The 17,893-nt window shown below is 53.2% G+C and carries 16 protein-coding genes; 9 read left to right on the top strand and 7 right to left on the bottom strand.

Going from position 1 to position 17,893, the window contains the following annotated elements; genetic code table 11:
- Positions 1–192: 192 nt before the first annotated feature.
- The 9 genes from NYR02_RS01385 to NYR02_RS01345 all read left to right on the top strand — a co-directional run bounded on the left by NYR02_RS01385 (position 193) and on the right by NYR02_RS01345 (position 10,893).
- Positions 193–840, top strand: coding sequence for an alpha/beta hydrolase (locus NYR02_RS01385; protein ID WP_260974608.1), 648 nt, complete (start codon positions 193–195; stop codon positions 838–840).
- A 208-nt stretch (positions 841–1,048) separates the two neighbouring features.
- The gene (zapE, locus tag NYR02_RS01380; RefSeq protein ID WP_260974607.1) at positions 1,049–2,164 is read left to right on the top strand and encodes a cell division protein ZapE; all 1,116 of its coding nucleotides are present in this window, start codon (positions 1,049–1,051) and stop codon (positions 2,162–2,164) included.
- Positions 2,165–2,810: 646 nt separating this feature from the next.
- Positions 2,811–3,446: a transcriptional regulator BetI gene (gene betI / locus NYR02_RS01375; protein ID WP_260974606.1), complete on the top strand. Its 636-nt coding sequence runs from the start codon at positions 2,811–2,813 to the stop codon at positions 3,444–3,446.
- 4 nt (positions 3,447–3,450) lie between these two features.
- Positions 3,451–4,905, top strand: a complete 1,455-nt coding sequence (betB, locus tag NYR02_RS01370; RefSeq protein WP_260974605.1) for a betaine-aldehyde dehydrogenase — start codon at positions 3,451–3,453, stop codon at positions 4,903–4,905.
- A gap of 9 nt (positions 4,906–4,914) precedes the next feature.
- Positions 4,915–6,609 (top strand): choline dehydrogenase, encoded by a 1,695-nt coding sequence (gene betA / locus NYR02_RS01365; protein ID WP_260974604.1) that lies wholly within the window; start codon positions 4,915–4,917, stop codon positions 6,607–6,609.
- 27 nt (positions 6,610–6,636) lie between these two features.
- Positions 6,637–7,560: a choline ABC transporter substrate-binding protein gene (locus NYR02_RS01360; RefSeq protein ID WP_260974603.1), complete on the top strand. Its 924-nt coding sequence runs from the start codon at positions 6,637–6,639 to the stop codon at positions 7,558–7,560.
- Between the two features lie 106 nt (positions 7,561–7,666).
- Positions 7,667–8,506, top strand: a complete 840-nt coding sequence (gene choW / locus NYR02_RS01355; protein WP_476756251.1) for a choline ABC transporter permease subunit — start codon at positions 7,667–7,669, stop codon at positions 8,504–8,506.
- Between the two features lies 1 nt (position 8,507).
- Positions 8,508–9,674: a choline ABC transporter ATP-binding protein gene (choV, locus tag NYR02_RS01350; protein WP_260974601.1), complete on the top strand. Its 1,167-nt coding sequence runs from the start codon at positions 8,508–8,510 to the stop codon at positions 9,672–9,674.
- A gap of 160 nt (positions 9,675–9,834) precedes the next feature.
- A complete protein-coding gene (locus tag NYR02_RS01345) occupies positions 9,835–10,893 on the top strand; it encodes a porin (protein ID WP_260974600.1) in 1,059 nt (352 codons plus the stop codon).
- A gap of 85 nt (positions 10,894–10,978) precedes the next feature.
- Here the strand turns inward: NYR02_RS01345 and NYR02_RS01340 are convergent, their stop codons facing one another.
- From NYR02_RS01340 to NYR02_RS01310, 7 genes are all read right to left on the bottom strand, one after another.
- Positions 10,979–11,830, bottom strand: coding sequence for an SDR family oxidoreductase (locus NYR02_RS01340; protein WP_260974599.1), 852 nt, complete (start codon positions 11,828–11,830; stop codon positions 10,979–10,981).
- Between the two features lie 179 nt (positions 11,831–12,009).
- Positions 12,010–13,557 (bottom strand): amidase, encoded by a 1,548-nt coding sequence (locus NYR02_RS01335; protein ID WP_260974598.1) that lies wholly within the window; start codon positions 13,555–13,557, stop codon positions 12,010–12,012.
- Between the two features lie 120 nt (positions 13,558–13,677).
- Positions 13,678–14,592 (bottom strand): FAD:protein FMN transferase, encoded by a 915-nt coding sequence (locus NYR02_RS01330; RefSeq protein WP_260974597.1) that lies wholly within the window; start codon positions 14,590–14,592, stop codon positions 13,678–13,680.
- Positions 14,576–15,763 (bottom strand): DUF3570 domain-containing protein, encoded by a 1,188-nt coding sequence (locus NYR02_RS01325; protein ID WP_260974596.1) that lies wholly within the window; start codon positions 15,761–15,763, stop codon positions 14,576–14,578. The genes NYR02_RS01330 and NYR02_RS01325 overlap by 17 nt, the downstream gene beginning before the upstream one ends.
- An 11-nt stretch (positions 15,764–15,774) precedes the next feature.
- Positions 15,775–15,987, bottom strand: coding sequence for a DUF4266 domain-containing protein (locus NYR02_RS01320; protein ID WP_145470993.1), 213 nt, complete (start codon positions 15,985–15,987; stop codon positions 15,775–15,777).
- 15 nt (positions 15,988–16,002) lie between these two features.
- Complete coding sequence (locus NYR02_RS01315; protein WP_260974595.1) at positions 16,003–16,503, bottom strand: TlpA family protein disulfide reductase; 501 nt, start codon at positions 16,501–16,503, stop codon at positions 16,003–16,005.
- A 26-nt stretch (positions 16,504–16,529) separates the two neighbouring features.
- The gene (locus tag NYR02_RS01310) at positions 16,530–17,885 is read right to left on the bottom strand and encodes a DUF1501 domain-containing protein (RefSeq protein ID WP_260974594.1); all 1,356 of its coding nucleotides are present in this window, start codon (positions 17,883–17,885) and stop codon (positions 16,530–16,532) included.
- Positions 17,886–17,893: the final 8 nt, after the last annotated feature.

Here is a 17,893-nt window from a genome sequence, read left to right as displayed (position 1 = left end):
CAAAAGGTAGGTGTGGGGCAATGTAAATTGCGCGAAATATACCAAGTTGCCAGATATATAAGAAGGTATATTCAATAACATTTAGCTATATGTATATGGTGAAGAAGATGCTTTGGTTTGGCAGGCTCAGTGCCTGCCATTGCAGGCTTCAGCCGTTGCGGATAGTTATCGGACCGATGAGGAAAAGAGCCCATGGCGCAGGAACAGAAAGTCAGTATCACAGGCCCGGCCGGAATGCTGGATGGCCGCTGGCAGGTGGCAGAGCAGACGCAGTTGGGCGTATTGATGTGCCATCCGCATCCGCTGTTTCACGGCACGATGGATAACAAGGTGGTGACCACCGTAACACGTACGGCGGCCGGGTTGGGGTTGCCGACGCTGCGCTTTAATTTTCGCGGTGTCGGTAACAGTGAAGGTGTTCACGATAAGGGTGTGGGCGAGCAGGATGATGTATTGGCGGCGCTAAGCTATGCGCGTAACGAACTGGGCTGGCAAAAGGTGATTCTGGCGGGGTTTTCTTTCGGTGCCGGTATGGCCTGCTTAAGCGCCTGCCGCGCGCCGGAAGGCATTGCTGCACTGGTGCTGCTGGCACCGGCGGTGCATCACTTCGATGCGCCCAATCAGCTGCCTTATGAGTTCGAAACCTTTATTTATATGGGCGATGCCGATGAGGTGGTGCCTTTCGATGAAGTCAGCGACTGGGCTGAACGCGTCGTGCCAACGCCGCACTATCAGGTGTTCTGTGAGGGCAGCCATTTCTTCCATGGTCGCCTGACCGACCTTAAAGCCAGTTTGCAGGAAGACTGGACGCCGTTGCTTAAGGCGGTCGGGCTGGGCTGAGAGGGTTGAGTTGAGAGGGTTGGGAAGATGGCTGGGCTGAGTCAGGGGAAAAGGGCGGTTTGGCAGGTTATTCCTGTCGTCCGACCTTGGTCAGGATTTGCACTTTTGCCCATGCTTGGTTAAATTGCGCGCCCTGAATTTTCTTCCGCGATGTGCGCCCGCACGGACGGAACTGCCCAATATCCCACTTATATAAGGGAGACTGTCTGTGTCTACGCCCTGGGAACTCTATCAAGCTGATCTGCAACGTGATGACTTTTCCTATGATGCTGCGCAGGAAATGGCGGTAAAGCATCTGCAACGTCTGTTTGACGATCTGGTTGCTGCGGAAAATCGCCGCACGCAGCAAGGGTTGTTCGGCAAGCTGGCCGGCAAACTGAGTAAGAAAAAACCGGAGCCGGAAAAGGGTATTTATTTCTGGGGTGGGGTTGGCCGCGGTAAAACTTATCTGGTCGATACCTTTTACGATGCGCTGCCGTTTGAACGCAAAATGCGCACCCACTTTCACCGCTTTATGCAGCGTGTGCATCGTGATCTGACGTCTTTGGCGGGCGAAAAGAATCCGTTAAATATCGTTGCCGACCGGATTGCTGCAGAAGCTGCGGTGATCTGCTTCGATGAATTCTTTGTCTCGGATATTGGCGATGCGATGATTCTTGCTGGTCTGATGCAGGAGTTATTCGACCGTGGCGTAACGCTGGTGGCAACGTCCAATATTGTGCCAGACGGTCTGTATAAAGACGGTTTGCAGCGTGACCGTTTTATTCCGGCGATTAAGCTTTTAAACAAGTACACCGAAGTGGTTAACGTTGATTCTGGTGTCGACTACCGTTTGCGCACCCTGGAGCAGGCTGAGCTGTACCATTACCCGCTGGACAGTGGCGCAGAAGCCAGTCTGCAGAAGAGCTTCGACAGCCTGATTGCCGATCCGCGTCACGTTAAAACCGACTGTAATGTTAAAATTCTTGGCCGCAAAATTCCGGCGAAGGCACTGTGTGATGACATCGCCTGGTTTGAATTTACCGCCCTGTGCGATGGCCCGCGTTCGCAGAACGATTACATTGAGCTGGGTAAGCAGTTCCACGCCATTCTGATTTCCAATGTGCCGGTCATGGGCATTAAAAATGACGATCTGGCGCGTCGCTATATCAACCTGATTGACGAATTTTACGACCGTGGCGTAAAGGTGATTATGTCGGCCGATGCGGCGATTCCGGCGATTTACGGCCAGGGTAAGCTGGAGTTTGAATTCCAGCGTACCACCTCGCGCATGCTGGAGATGCAATCCCACGAGTATCTGGCGCGCGAACACCGCGCCGAGTAATAGCTGGCCGCATTTGCGGCCTTGCTGTTACCTCTTAGGGCCTGTTAATACTAATTAAACAGGCCTGTTATCGGCTAAAAATTTCTCAGACAAGGCGCTGAGAGTGTGGGATGTTCAGCACATCCCTGTGCTTCACCCCTTTGGGGTTGGCACGCCAATCTGTTCCAGACAGATTGGTAACGGGTTCAGCGAGCGAACAGCAACGCAGAATGAGGGATTTTTAGCCAGAACCCTTCGGGCTGAGGCCAGTTTTCCCCATTAACATCGTCGTTCGTCATTCATTTAACCCGTTAATATCCCTCCTCACTCCTTGTTCTGAGAAAAACTGGCTCTCAGCAGGCCCGATTCAATTAGTGTTAACAGGCCCTAGTCAAAAAAACGCAGCTGCGGCATTGCCGGTGCTGCGTTTTTTTATGCCTTCAGCTTGGTAAATGAGCAATTCTGCCGCTGTTCTGCACAATAATTCCATTGATATCTAATTAATTTTTACCTTCTGGCGGGGCCCTCTGGTGCCCATGATGGCAGGCCTGGCGCTGTTTTGAGCATGCTCTCGGCTGCGTTTTGGCTCGATTGTCAAGGTTGATCCATAGAGCACTAAACTTTAGACTCGTATTGATTGAACGTTCAATCAATGGCGGGAAAGCAGTTGAGTAACGGTTTAAACAGAGCAAATATCGAGGGTGTACGGCGTCAGCAATTAATTGATGCCACGTTGAAATCTATTGAACTCTATGGGTTTCAGGGCACCACCATCGTCACCATCAGTAAGCTGGCCGGGATGTCGTCAGGCATTATCAGTCATTATTTTGGTGGCAAGCAGGGCGTGATTGAAGCCGCCGTGCGTTATCTTCTGGAGCAGCTCAAGCAGGGTTTGTTGCTGCAGTTGCAGGCAGGGCAGGCGCGTCAGGTGTCCCCGCGTGAGCGTCTGATGATGATTGTGGAAACCAATTTCGCCGGTTTTCAGCGCTCGTCGTCAGCCACGGTTACCTGGCTGGCGTTCTGGGCGAAAGCCATGCATGACCCGGCTTTGGCCCGCTTACAGCGGGTTAACAGCCAGCGTCTGAGCAGCAATCTGTTGTATTCCTTCCGTCAGTTAATCGCTGACCCCGCTGCGGCCCGTGATGCTGCGGCGATGACTGCCGCCATGATTGATGGCATGTGGTTGCGCAGTACGCTCAATCTGACACCCGCTACCGACGAGGCTTTTAACGAAGCCGAGCGTCTGTGCAAAGCCTTTATTGATTCACTGATAGCGACCAGCGGTCGCGCCGATGAGGTCTGAATCCATGCGACTGATGAATTTTATTGATGGCCAGTTAATGGCTAACCAAAGCGGTGAAACCTTCGACGTTATTAATCCGGCGACTGCGGAAGTGGCCTATCAGGTGGAAGTCGCCGACGACAGCATTAAAGCCGCTGCGCTGGCCAGTGCCCAGCGTGGTTTTGAGCAATGGTCGGCAACCCCGGCAATGGAACGTAGCCGTATTTTATTAAAAGCGGTGGCGCTGTTACGTGAGCGCAATGATGAACTGGCCGCTGGAGAGGTACGGGATACCGGCAAACCCTGGCAGGAAGCCTCAGTGGTGGATGTGGTGACCGGCGCCGATTCGATTGAATTTTTTGCCGGTATCGCACCAGCCATTGAAGGCAATCAGCAGGATTTAGGCGGTGATTTTTATTACACCCGCCGCGAACCACTGGGCATCTGCGCCGGTATCGGTGCGTGGAATTATCCGCTGCAGATTGCCTGCTGGAAATCTGCCCCGGCGCTGGCGTGTGGTAATGCGATGATTTTTAAACCGTCAGAAGAAACCCCTTACGGCGCGGTAAAACTGGCGGAAATATTTATCGAAGCCGGTGTGCCTGCCGGTGTGTTTAACGTTGTCCACGGTGCGGCCGAAGTTGGTGCCTGGCTGACGGCAGAAGAGCGCATTGCCAAAGTATCGTTTACCGGCGAAGTCGGCACCGGCAAAAAAGTAATGGCTGCTGCGGCTGGCAGTTTAAAAGACGTAACCATGGAATTAGGTGGTAAATCGCCGCTGATTATTTTTGACGATGCTGATCTCGACGATGCGGTATCGGCGGCCATGCTGGCGAATTTTTATACCCAGGGCGAAATCTGCACCAATGGTACGCGGGTATTTGTGCACGAAGCAGTGTATGACGAATTTATGCAGCGTCTGCTGAAACGTACCGAAAATAATATTGTGGCGGGTCATCCGATGGACCCGGACGTGAATTTCGGCGCTTTAATCTCGGCCAAGCACCAGCAACTGGTGCTGAGTTATATTGACAAAGGTAAAGCCGAAGGTGCGACGCTGGCCAGTGGTGGTTTTGCGCTGGCACCGGACAGTGCGCCTAACGGCTATTTTGTTGCACCCACCATTTTTACCGATTGCCGCGATGATATGACCATCGTGCGCGAAGAAATTTTTGGCCCGGTAATGTCGGTGCTGACCTTCCGCGATGAAGACGAAGTGGTGCGTCGTGCCAACGATACCCGTCTGGGGCTGGCGGCCGGTGTCTTTACCCGCGATATTCGCCGTGCGCACCGGGTTATTCACCAGATGCAGGCCGGTATTTGCTGGATTAATGCCTATGGTGCCTCACCGGCGGAAATGCCCGTAGGTGGATATAAATTGTCCGGTATCGGTCGTGAAAATGGTGTCGAAACCATTAAACACTACACCCAGTTTAAAGCGGTGTACGTGGGTATGAATCCACTGGAAAGCCCATTCTGAGGAGTGCCCATGAACGAATTTGATTACATTATTGTCGGTGCCGGTTCCGCCGGTTGTGTGCTGGCGAATCGTCTGAGCGAAGATCCGCAGGTATCGGTACTGCTGCTCGAAACCGGTGGTTCGGATAAAAGTATTTTTATTCAGATGCCAACTGCATTATCCATTCCGATGAATACTAAAAAATACGCCTGGCAGTTTGAAACCGAGCCGGAGCCGTATCTGAATAACCGCCGCATGCATTGCCCGCGCGGTAAAGTGCTGGGTGGCTCGTCATCCATTAATGGCATGGTGTATGTGCGTGGCCACGCCCGTGATTTTGATGAGTGGGCAGAAGCTGGCGCGACCGAATGGGATTACGCCTATTGTTTACCCTATTTTAAAAAGGCCGAAACCTGGGCCTTTGGTGGTGATGAGTACCGCGGCGACAGCGGACCGTTAGGCGTTAATAACGGCAATAATATGCAGAACCCGCTGTACGGTGCTTTTATTAAAGCCGGGCAGCAGGCTGGCTATGACTTTACCGCCGACTATAACGGTAAGCAGCAGGAAGGTTTCGGCCCTATGCATATGACGGTAAAAAATGGCCTGCGCTGGTCAACCGCCAATGCCTATCTTCGTCCGGCGATGAAACGCAATAATTTAACCGTGATTACCCATGCGCTGGTGCATAAGGTTCTTTTGGATGAGCAGCCGGATGCATTGCGTGCGACCGGTGTGCGCTATGAGCGTAAAGGTAAGATTGAAAATCTGCGTGCGCGTAAAGAAGTTATTTTGTCGGCCGGTTCCGTTGGTTCACCGCATATTCTGCAGTTATCCGGTATTGGTCCGCGTGAGGTACTGGAGAAAGCCGGTATTGAAGTGAACCATCACTTACCCGGTGTCGGAGAAAATCTGCAGGATCATCTGGAGTTTTATTTTCAGTTTAAATGCAAACAGCCCATTACCCTGAACAGCAAGTTGGGGTTGTGGAGCAAGTTTTTAATTGGCAGCCGCTGGCTGTTTACCCGCAAAGGTTTGGGGGCAACCAATCATTTTGAATCCTGTGGTTTTATCCGCTCTAAAGCCGGGGTTGAATGGCCGGACCTGCAATACCATTTTTTACCCGCAGCAATGCGTTATGACGGCCGAACGGCATTCGATGGTCATGGTTTTCAGGTGCATATCGGTCATAACAAACCGAAAAGCCGCGGCCATATTCAGGCTGTCAGCGCTGATCCGCACAGTGCACCGCGTATTCTGTTTAATTATCTGCAACATGAGGATGACCGTGAAGGCTTCCGCGACTGTGTAAAGCGCACGCGTGAAATTATTGGTCAGCCGGCATTTGATGCTTATCGCGACGGTGAAATTCAACCGGGCGAACAGGTGCAAACGGATGAGCAGATTGATGAATTTGTACGCAGTAATGTCGAGAGCGCTTATCACCCGTCCTGCTCCTGCAAAATGGGCACCGATGAATTGGCCGTGGTTGATCCAGAAACCCGCGTTCATGGTGTGCAGGGGCTGCGCGTGGTTGATTCTTCTGTTTTTCCGACCATTCCGAACGGCAATTTAAATGCGCCCACAATTATGGTGGCCGAGCGGGCGGCGGATTTTATCCGCAGTCGTCTGACGGGCCACTCACAGATATTACCTCCCAGTAACGCAGAGGTTGGTATGGAAGCCAACTGGAAAGAAAAACAACGGACTAATCCGCCGGCCTGATCCGGCAAAAAAACGCAGGAGAGAACGATGACTTTACGAACGATTTTATTATCCATGGTATTGGCTGCAGGTTCTGCCGCTCAGGCTGAACAGTGCGATACGGTACGCTTTTCTGATGTTGGCTGGACGGATATTACCGCCACCACAGCACTGGCTTCTGTAGTGCTGGAAAGCGCAGGCTATGAAACCAGTACGCAGTTGTTATCAGTGCCGGTGACGTATAAATCGCTGGAAAACAGCGATATTGATGTGTTTTTGGGCAACTGGATGCCAACCATGGAAGGCGATATTAAAGCTTACCGTGAACGTGGTACGGTCGATACCGTGCGTAAAAATCTGAGCGGTGCCAAATACACTCTGGCTGTGCCTCAGTATGTCTATGATGCCGGGGTAAAAACCTTTGCGGATATCGCGAAATTTGCCGATAAATTCGACCAGAAAATCTACGGAATTGAGCCGGGTAACGATGGTAATCGCCTGATTCAGGACATGATTGATCAAAACGCTTTTGGCCTGAAAGGCTTTGAAGTAGTGGAATCAAGCGAAGCCGGTATGTTGTCGCAGGTTAAGCGTAAAACCCGTCGTGATAAGTGGATTGTATTTCTTGGCTGGGAACCACACCCGATGAACAGTAACTTTAACCTGGCCTACCTGGAAGGCGGTGATGATTTCTTTGGCCCGGACTTGGGCGGCGCATCGGTCTTTACCAATACCCGTAAAGGCTATGTTGGCCAGTGTGCGGAAATTGGTAAATTCCTTAACAATCTGAGCTTTACCCTGGAAATGGAAAATCAGGTGATGGCGGCCATCCTTGATGATGGTAAAAAACCCAAAGCCGCAGCGACCCAATGGCTGAAACAGAATCCCGACGTACTGAGCGTCTGGCTGAAAGACGTTAAAGCCGCCGATGGCTCGCCAGCTTTAAGCAAGGCACAGGCTGCTTTCCGTTAAGTATCCATAAAAACAGGAAGTCTGTTCACTGAATGTTCTGACTTCCTGCTTAAATTTCTGTTCTTTTTTACAGATTTTTCAATTACGTGAGTCCTAATTCAACTACGTGAGTCTTATGGATAGTTTTAAAATTCCACTCGGTGAATACATCGAGCTGTTTTTCGACTGGCTGGTGGACAACACCTCCGGTTTCTTTGATGCCATGGCCGAATCACTGGAATGGCTTATCAGTTCCAGTACCGATGCTCTGACCTGGATGCATCCGGCCGCTTTTATTGTGGTTCTGGCGCTGTTCGCGTTCTGGCTGCACCGTTCTGTGGGGCTGGTGCTGTATGCCGTTGCCTCGTTATTACTGATCTGGAATCTTGGGTACTGGGTCGAAACCATGCAGACCTTATCGTTGGTTCTGTATGCCACGCTGTTTTGCATTTTGTTAGGTCTGCCGATTGGTATTTATGCTGCGCATCATCCGCGCTTATACACCGTATTACGGCCGGTGCTGGATTTGATGCAAACCGTTCCGCCCTTCGTGTATTTAATACCGACGCTGACATTATTCGGACTGGGGGTTGTACCCGGTCTTATTTCCACCATTATTTTTGCCATTGCCGCGCCGGTACGTCTGACGTATCTGGGTATTTCTGAGGTGCCGAAAGAAATGGTTGAAGCAGGCCAATCCTTTGGTGCGACCCGCTCACAGTTGTTGTGGCGTATCGAGCTGCCGGCAGCGGCGGCCAATATTGCCGCCGGTGTGACGCAGTGCATTATGTTATCACTGTCGATGGTGGTGATCGCGGCGTTGGTTGGTGCTGATGGTTTGGGTAAGCCTGTGGTCCGGGCGTTGAATACCGTGGACATTGCCAGTGGTTTTGAAGCGGGTTTGGCCATTGTTCTGTTGGCGATTTTACTGGATCGCCTGTGCAAACAACGTGAGCAGGTGGGCTGATATGATCGAAATTAAACATCTTGATGTGGTCTTTGGCGCGCAGCCGCAACAGGCGCTGGCGTTGCTTGATCAGGGGCTGGATCGCGAACAGGTTCGTGCTCAGAGCGGTTCTTTGATTGCCGTTAAAGATGCATCGTTAACGGTAAAACGCGGTGAAATCTGCGTATTGATGGGGCTGTCCGGTTCCGGTAAATCCAGCCTGTTGCGTTGTATTAATGGCCTGAACCCGGTTGCCCGCGGTGCGGTGAATATTGAGCATGAAGGTGAAATGCTCGACTTTGCCAGTGCCGATGCGCAAACCCAGCGCGATATCCGTATGCGCCGGATTTCCATGGTGTTTCAGAAATTTGCACTGATGCCCTGGCTGACGGTGGAGCAGAACGTTGCGATGCCACTGGAATTACAGGGCTTGCCGAAAGCTGAAATCAAGCGCCGGGTGAACGAGCAGCTTGAGGTTGTTGGTTTGGCTGAATGGCGCAAGCTTAAGCCAGGTAAGCTATCCGGCGGTATGCAGCAGCGGGTCGGTCTGGCACGGGCGCTGGCGGTTGAATCCGATATTTTATTAATGGATGAGCCATTTTCGGCGCTGGACCCATTAATCCGTACTCAGTTGCAGGACGAATTATTGCAGCTGCAGGAAAAACTGAAAAAGACCATTATTTTTGTCAGCCACGATCTTGACGAAGCGCTGAAGCTTGGCAGCCATATCGCCATAATGAAAGACGGTGAAATTGTGCAGCACGGTAAGCCGGAAAGCATTGTTCTGAACCCGGCGAACGATTATGTCCGTGATTTTGTTGCCCATACCAATCCGCTGAACGTATTGCGTGCCGGATCAATAATGCGTGAATTGACGGATATGTCGCAGCAGGAACGGGGCTATTGCCTGAGTAAGCGCCATGATTATTGGCTTAGCCTCGATGGTAATCAGGTACAGGTAAAAGATCAGGTCTATGCTGTACAGTGTTGGCAGAGTGGTGATGACATCAGCGCTTTACAGCAGATTCCAACCCGCGTTGGACCACGTACCGCGATGCACGATGTGATGGAAATTCGCTATCACACCGGACACTCGGTTCTGGTCGGCGATGATCAGGCTGTACAGGGCGTTGTCGGAGACCGGGAGTTGTACCACACGCTGCTTGGCAAGATGATGTCTGATGACTAGGGCCTGTTTAATTCGCGTTGACAGGCCCAGGTGAACCCCTGGGGTTTGCGCAATTATTTGCTACAGATAGTCAGGTTGTTATATCTGCCATCGTAGCGAATATCCACGGAAAACCCTGAGTTTTCCGGGATTCATTCATAATAAGGAAGGAGAGAGTCTTTTGAAAAAAATACACTTATCCCTGGCCATTGCGGCCATCAGTGCAAGTGCGGTACCGGCCGTTGCATCGGAATCGATCAGTGGTGGCTTCTGGCTGAACCATGCGCTTTACAACGATAACGTTGACGAAGTGTCTTATGGTGATACCAACTACGAAGCGCTGATTCTGTATATCGATAAAACCGATGAAAAAACCGGCTGGCAGTTTTCATCAGAAATGCGTTATGGCACCGGTGCTTTCACCGATCCGGCGAATAACAATACCGGTGCTCATTTTGGCTTCCATAAAGCCTGGGTGGGTAAAACCTTTGGCAAGGGCGAGCTGAAAATCGGTAAATCTCAGGTGCCTTTTGGTTGGGCAACCGTTAACTTCTGGCCTGGCGATGAATTGCTGGGCGGCTACGCCGACCAGATGGATGTCGGTGTTAAATGGAGTGCCGATCTGGGTGCGGTTAACTATGACGTTGCTTACTTCCACGTTGATGACTTTGGTTCCAGCACCGAAACCATGGACGACGGCGGTCACTGGGGCAGCAAAACCACTTACCAGAAAACGCATACTTTCGTGCTGAACGGTGCATATGATCTGGCTGACAAGCAAAAAGTCGGTGCCTCTTACCAGAACGGTAAATTGCGTGATCTGAGCGGTGCCAATGCCGATCGTCCGTACGTTGGCGACCATAATGCCGCCGTTGTGTATTACGAAGGTGAGTTCAACAACTTAGGCGTTAAAGCCCAGTATATGATCACCGAGCGTGATCTGACTGATATTGGTGGCTTTAGTGGTACTCCTAAAATTAAAAACGACCGTAAAGCAGTTACGCTGACTTACAGCATGGGTGATTACCTGTTTTATGTGGATTACACCAATGCCGAAGCCAATACCAAAGGTAATACCGTGGGCTCTGCCGACAGCTGGGCACCGGGTATGAGCTATAACTATGGTCCGGGTTGGTTCTACGTTGAATACGTATCCAACGATGGTGATATTGGTGCTAACGGTGAAGTCGTTGATGGCGACTTCGATGCCCTCTATCTGACCATGGATTATTACTTCTGATTGCATAAGACGTAATAAGACCATAAAAAAACCGCAGCTCAGGCTGCGGTTTTTTTATGCATCAGATAGTGCTGTGTTCTCAGCCTCAGCGTTTTAACGCCAGCAGGCCGAATTTTTTGCTCAGAATTTTGTCGAGTAAGGCGAGTGGAATCCAGCGCTTCATAAAAGGCAGTGCGCGGCTACCATTACCGATACGGATCACCGGATCGGGCTGGCTTAATAACTGTGCCATTAATTCACGGGCAAAATCCGCCGCCGGGGTTGGGTTATCCTGTGACGCTGTTGCCCGTGCCTGAATCTGTTGTTTCAGCGGAGCGTAGAGTGAATCAGGCTGAATCAGATCCCCCAGGTTGGCCAGAGAGTTATCACCGAATTTTGATTGAATTGCACCAGGCTGAACGGTAATGACCTGAATATTAAAGGGCGCCAGCTCCATACGCAGAGCATCGGATAGGGCATGCAGTGCGGCTTTGGTGGCGCAGTAAGCGCCGGAAAACGGGGTGGTCAGAATGCCGGAAACCGACCCGATGTTAACCACCTGAGCCGGATGTTTTTCATTTTGCCCGGCCTGTAATAACGGCAGTAACGCTTTGGTCAGGGCAATCGGCGCAAACACATTGGTGGCAAACTGTTGCTGCAATGATTCGCTGCTGAGTTCCGCAACCGGCCCCATCGCGGCATAGCCGGCATTATTAATCAGGCAATGAAGATGGCCGGAGCGCTCGCGGATGGTTGTTGCCGCACGGGTAATATCATCGGCGTTGTTGACATCCATCTGCAGCGGAATTAAATGCTCGCTGGTCAGGTTGGCCAGGCTTTCGGTATTACGCGCAGCGGCATACACCAGATAACCATGGCGCAGAAATTCTTCGGTCAGAGCGCGGCCGATACCAGAAGAGCAGCCGGTAATCAGAACGGTTTTAGTATTCATGGTCATATTGGCAATCTTTTAATTGTTATTGGTCAGGGTGCCACAATCCTGTGACAGGATTGTGGATGGCCTTTTTGTTTTAATTTGCTACTTCTGCAGTGTGTTGCATCTTACAAACCTGAGATGCATTGCACCTCACAAATCCGGGATGCAATGCATTTTATAAATCCGGGGTGCGTAGCATCTTATAAATCCGGGGTGCGTAGCATCCACGGCTGCGCCTGCTCCAGTTGCTGGGCCAGTTGCAGCAGAGTGTGCTCATCGCCCATAGGGGCAATAAACTGCGAGCCCAGCGGCAGGTTATTTGCCGTCCAGTATAACGGCACCGACATCGCCGGCAGGCCGGTCAGGTTGGCGAGCTGGGTAAAGGGCAGTTTCTCCAGATTATCCAGTGCCATCTGTTTCACCATACCGCTTTTCAGCAGCAATTTGTGCAGGCCGAAGGCATTGATGACTTTCATGGCTACCGCTTCCCATGCCGGTGGCTCAAAGCTGCCGATGGGTACAGGTTCAGAGCCCAGTGTTGGGGTTAACAGTAAATCGTAGCGCTGATGAAACAGGTGCATGGTCTGGGCAAAATCATTCCAGCGGCGTTTGGCCTGTACAAAATCTCCGGCGGAAATGGTTTTACCGAGAAAGCCCAGAACCTTGGTGGTGTCTTCCACATCCAGATTGCTGATGCGGCTGCCTAATTGCTGTGCCATAAATTCGAGGTCGGCCGCAACATGGCCGAAATACATGGTCAGGTAACTGTCGGCCAGCGCTTCGCCATCCAGACGAATCTCAACCGCTTCAACCTCGTGGCCGAGTTGCTCCAGCAATTTGACGCTGTGTTCAACCGCAGCAATGGCATCGGCACTGACCGGGCGGCCGATAAAGGAGGTGCTGGTGTAGCCAATGCGCAGTTTACGCAGGGGCTGGCTGAGAGAATCCTGATAGTTATTACGGCTGCGCAGCGGGTAAGGGCTGGAGCCATCGGGACCGGCGATCACATCCAGCATGGCGGCACTGTCACGCACGCTGCGGGTGAGTACATGCTCAGTCGCGGCACCGTCCCAGAACTCCTGCGCATAGGGACCGGTCGGTACCCGGCCACGGCTTGGCTTCAGGCCGAATAAACCACAGCAGGCCGCCGGAATACGGATAGAGCCGCCGCCATCGCCACCAGAAGCCATCGGCACAATACCGGCGGCAATGGCCGCGGCAGAACCACCACTGGAGCCGCCGGGAGTGTGATTAAGATTCCAGGGATTGCGCGCCGGGCCAAAGGCTTTGGGTTCGGTGACGCCCATCAGTCCCAGTTCCGGCGTGTTGGTTTTGCCAAAAAACACCAGACCACTGTTACGGAAGCGTGCGGCCAGTTCACTGTCGCGGGGTGAAATACGGCCTTTTAACGCATTGCTGCCGTTGCTCAGCGGTGTTCCTTCGACTGCGCAGAGCAGGTCTTTCAGTAAGAAAGGCACACCGGAAAAGGGACCATCGGGTAAGCCAGCATTAATCTGGGCACGGCCGTAATCGTACAGCGGAGTAATGATGGCGTTGATTTTGGGATTCACCGCTTCGGCCCGGGCAATGGCCAGATCCAGCAGTTCGCTGGCGGAGGTTTCACCACGGCGAACCAGATCGGCAAGACCGAGGGCATCATGCTGACGGTATTCAAACTCCGGCGCGGAGGCGGATGATGGCGTTGTGGTTGTCGGGTTACTGACGGCAGTGGCGCTTGGCGTTTCCATAGTCTGACCTGCTGATGTTTTTCTTATTGAGGGCCTCTTTATATCAGCCCTTGGCAGTAACGGCCAATGCCGCCGGTGTCAGGTTATGGGTGTTGAATGTCAGAACGCAGGCGCTGAGTGTCAGGCTGCTGGTGTGAGAGGCTGCAGTTGCAGTGCGGGATCGATCAGCAGGGCATGAACGTCTTGTTCCTTAAGCCAGTCGACAGCTGCGGCTTCACGCAGCATGGCAATGCTGGATAAGGTACCGGCCAGCAGGCAGGACGGCGCCAGCACCGTCACCGATGCCCAGTGGCTGACCGGCCAGCCGGACTGTGGATTTAACAGGTGGCAGTAGCGGCGGCCATCCAGCTCAAAATAGCGCTCGTAATCGCCACTGGTGGCCATGCCGCCACGGTATACCGGAAGTTGGGCAATGGCCTGTTCCGGCTTGCGTGGATGGCGCACACCCAGAAGCCAGGGCTCTTCGCCCTGTGCGCTGATTTTCGGGCCGAGAATATGCAGATCACCGCCTAGGTCAACAATGCCCTGATGCACTCCGGCATTACGGGCAATGGCGGCGGCGCAATCGGCGGCGTACTCCTTGCCGATGCCGCCGAAATCCAGCTCCATATCGGCGGGCATCCACAGTTCGTTAGCGTTCAGGGTCAGCCGGCCAAGGCCGATGCGCGGCAGCAGGCGTTGCAGATCGGTGGTGTCGGGCAGCGTTGGCGTGCGGAAGTCCCAGACGCTGCGCAGAATGCCGGAGCTGATATCAAAGAAGCCATCGCTCTGCTCAAAACACACCTTGGCGTAATTCAGCAGCCAGGCGGTTTCGGCATCGACTACGCTGGTTTGCCCGGCGTGTGCATTGAGACGGGACAGCACGCTGTCGTGGCGGTAACGGCTGTATTTCTGCTCAATGCGGCGCACTTCCTCTTCCATCTGTTGCGCCAGCGTATGAATACCGGGCAGGTCGGGCAGATGAAAACAGCAGGGCGACGCCATGGCGGTAAACTCATGGCGGTGCAGGGACTGTGCTTCAGTAACGGTATTCAATGCCAAGACTCAGGATGCTGTAATCGACCAGTGCCGGGGTTTCGTTATTGGTGGTTTGCACCAGAGCGAAATCTTCCGATGACAGGTATTGCTGCCAGTCGATACTGAGCGTCCATTGCTGATACAGAATGCGGCTTTCCAGGCCGTAGCTGAAGGCACCATAAGACGATAAGCGCGCATCGGAGCTGTTCAGCTGATCATCCGGCGGATTCTGTTCGAGGCTGTAAAAATCGGCCTGGGTCTGGCGGTAGTAGCGCATCATCGGGATAAGGCGGAACGAAAACGGTGCCAGATTGAACATTTGTGCCCAGCGGGTCGTCAGGGTGTGCGAGCGTATGCCCCAGTCATCGCTGTAGTAGCGATAGTCAGCGTGCAGTGCCGCACCGTCCCACAGTGGGAAAAAATGCCGATATTGACCACTGAGCGTCAGCTGCCCGCGACTGCTGGGACGGCGGTCTTCAAATTTATACGGATCGGATAAATAACCCGATAATTTGGTGTAGCCGACGCCAACCTGTACCACGCGGTTTTTATCAATAACCTGCGATACACCTTCGTAAATGGAGACGCTGCGCTTACCACGGCCATCGGCACGACGACGGTCAGCTGAAATATAGGCATCACTGGGCGACAGTTCATCCAGCGACAGGCTCAGTGAACCGAGCAGTGTGGTGTGTTTATTAAACAACTCCAGCGAACCATCGGCACCAAGGGCAATCGACTGGTAATCGTTTTCCTGCGACAGGGCCAGATTGGTTCCCAGCGTGCCGTCGAGCTGGCCGTTCAGAGCGCCGCTGAAATATCGCTTGGGGGCAACTTTCAGGTCGTAACGGGTTTCGGAAATGCTGGCACCGCTCATCAGCAGCACGCTCTGGCCATTGGCATTCTGGTAAGTCTGCATGGGAGAAGCGCCGCTCAGGGTTTCGTACTGAAACTCGCTGTTCAGATACCAGTCACCACCTAGTGGTCGTCCATAGCGAAACTGGTGAATATCGATGCTGTAGCGTTCAGTCGTGGGAGTAAAGGTTCGCGCCCGCGGCGCATCGGCTTCCTGATACTGACTGAAGCGGTACGCCATCACCTGTTCGGTTGGTGCGCTTTCTGCCTGAACCGGCAGAGTCGCCGCGGCCGCTGCCAGAGCGGCCAGAGAATTGAGTGTGTGTTTGCTCATAACATATCGGGCTAGTTACAGCCGCATCCGCCCCCGGCTGCCTGACCGCCACCGGACGATCCTTCCTTGGAAAAATGAATATGGTTATCGAGCGAGGCCTTCAGCGGGTCGGGCTGCCAGGCCATGATGTCCTGGGCCAGGTTACCCCGTTCCCAGGGTTTTACCGTGCTGCAGCCGCTGATCATCAGCAGGATAGCCACGGTAAGCAGTAATCGGCTGAGCATGGACTCAATACTCCGTTATTTTTGCTTCAGTTGCTGAATCACTTCAGCGCGGATTTTGCTGATATCGGAGGGTTTGAAACCCTGATGCACGCTCTGAACCCGCCCCTGACGATCAATCAGGTAAGAGGTTGGCATACCGCGCAGACCAAAGGCGGTGGGGGTTTTACCTTCACCGTCGTACAGGGTTGGGTAGCTGACCGGAAACTCTTTGAGAAAGGCGCGGGCATCTTTAACGTCTTCATCCAGATTGATGGCCAGCACTTCAAAGCCCTGACCTTTCAGCTCGGCTCGAAGTTCGTTCAGCAGCGGCAGGGATTTGCGGCACGGACCACACCAGGAGGCCCAGAAATCGACATACACCACTTTGCCTTTGTAGCTGGCCAGTGACAGCTGACCTTTCTGCGTTAACAGCGGCAGCTTGAAGGCCGGGGCTTTGTCGCCGGTTTCCAGCGCCAGACTCAAAGATGAAGTCAGCAGGGTGGTCAGTAACAGTGCAGTGGTTATCAGTAAGCGCACAGGCTTATCTCCTTAATGTTCCGGGTTCAGGCAAAAATATCAAAGTCGTTAACGCGTAACGGATAATTGCTGTTCAGCGGGCTCTGATCAACCCCAAGTAATTTACGCAGCGCCTGATTCACATGAGCGGGGGTCAGTTTATCGCCGGAAGCGTCTGCCAGTCCGGTGCTGCGGTTCAGGGGCTGGGCGTGATAATCGCTGGTCGAAGCACCGAATACCTTGCCACCGGTGCTATTCGGGTGCAGCACCATCATGCTGGTGACCGGCCAGTGATCTTTACCATTGCCGGAATTGTAGTAGGGCGTTCGGCCAAAGTCAGAACCCACCACCACGGTGGTGCGGTTGGCAATGCCTGCGTATTGCAACGCCGCCTGTAGAAAGTGAATGCCTTCGAGCAGATCACCCAGCTGTGGATAGGCATTGGAATCGTGGTTGCCGTGGGTATCAAAGCCGCCAATGTTCAGGTTAGCTGAGGCCGCGAGACCACTTTGGAAGGCGGCAGTCACGACTTCTGCCTGGCTCTTCAGGCTGTTGGAGCGGTTAGCGTTCCAGTGGCTGTCACGGCTGACGTTGGCTTTGATATCGGCCAGCGATACGCTCAGTTGGCCAAGGTTGCTGTCTTCGCTGCGGACGCCGAACAACTGGCTCAGTTGCTGGCGGCGCAACGGTAATGCTTCCTGTTGTTGCTGGCGTTGGAGCCGGGCTTTTTGTGCTGCAACAACGGCGCTGTACTGGTCGATGCTGCGATCGCTGGTGCGGAACAAGAAGCCGCGGTCGCCGCTGTAGCGGTTAGGGTCGGCCAGTTCGTTAATAAAATTCGCGTTACTGGCACGGGCGCGGGCGACCAGTGAGTCGGTAAAGTCGTAGCCGCCATTGCTGATAAAGGCCATTGGCAGGGTCGGGCCGGTGGCGGCGGCAAAGTAGGCGGACAGGCTCGGGTAGCCGATTTCTTCTTTGCCGGACCAGATAACGCGGTTACCGGTATCGTGATTATTGGTACCGGTGTCGATGCCATTAATCACGGTCAAGCGGTTGCCGTAAGTATTGAAAAACTGGTCAAACTGGCTTTCTACACGCAGCAGCACCGCCTCATCGTTGGATACGTACGATGGGATGGCGCTCCAGCGAATATTGCCAAAGGCTTTGGCCGGATCAAGGTCGACCGAGTTGGTGGAGCCAAGGTAACGGTCTGACTGAGCCTCATAGGCACTGTTCAGACCCTTGGGGTCGCACAGTGAGGTCGGGTCCCAGCCACCGCTGGCATTAACGACCACCAGAAACTGATCGGGGGCGGCGGCTGCATGGGCTTTAGGAGTCCACAGTGGCATGTGGGCGGTCATGCCTGTGGCGGCCATGAGTTGCAAAAAGTGACGACGTTTCATGGCGTGCT

Source organism: Thalassolituus pacificus (assembly GCF_025318105.1).
Classification (GTDB): domain Bacteria; phylum Pseudomonadota; class Gammaproteobacteria; order Pseudomonadales; family Oceanobacteraceae; genus Venatoribacter; species Venatoribacter pacificus.
Note: the sequence above shows the minus strand (reverse complement) of the source record. Positions and strands in the feature narration are given on the sequence as shown.

Excerpts from the sequence above, each read along its gene's own strand:
- NYR02_RS01360 (WP_260974603.1), top strand. The coding sequence starts at position 6,637 with ATGACTTTACGAACGATTTTATTATCCATGGTATTGGCTGCAGGTTCT.
- NYR02_RS01335 (WP_260974598.1), bottom strand. The coding sequence starts at position 13,557 with ATGGAAACGCCAAGCGCCACTGCCGTCAGTAACCCGACAACCACAACG.
- NYR02_RS01325 (WP_260974596.1), bottom strand. The coding sequence starts at position 15,763 with ATGAGCAAACACACACTCAATTCTCTGGCCGCTCTGGCAGCGGCCGCG.
- betB (WP_260974605.1), top strand. The coding sequence starts at position 3,451 with ATGCGACTGATGAATTTTATTGATGGCCAGTTAATGGCTAACCAAAGC.
- choV (WP_260974601.1), top strand. The coding sequence starts at position 8,508 with ATGATCGAAATTAAACATCTTGATGTGGTCTTTGGCGCGCAGCCGCAA.
- NYR02_RS01340 (WP_260974599.1), bottom strand. The coding sequence starts at position 11,830 with ATGACCATGAATACTAAAACCGTTCTGATTACCGGCTGCTCTTCTGGT.
- NYR02_RS01385 (WP_260974608.1), top strand. The coding sequence starts at position 193 with ATGGCGCAGGAACAGAAAGTCAGTATCACAGGCCCGGCCGGAATGCTG.
- NYR02_RS01320 (WP_145470993.1), bottom strand. The coding sequence starts at position 15,987 with ATGCTCAGCCGATTACTGCTTACCGTGGCTATCCTGCTGATGATCAGC.
- betA (WP_260974604.1), top strand. The coding sequence starts at position 4,915 with ATGAACGAATTTGATTACATTATTGTCGGTGCCGGTTCCGCCGGTTGT.
- NYR02_RS01310 (WP_260974594.1), bottom strand. The coding sequence starts at position 17,885 with ATGAAACGTCGTCACTTTTTGCAACTCATGGCCGCCACAGGCATGACC.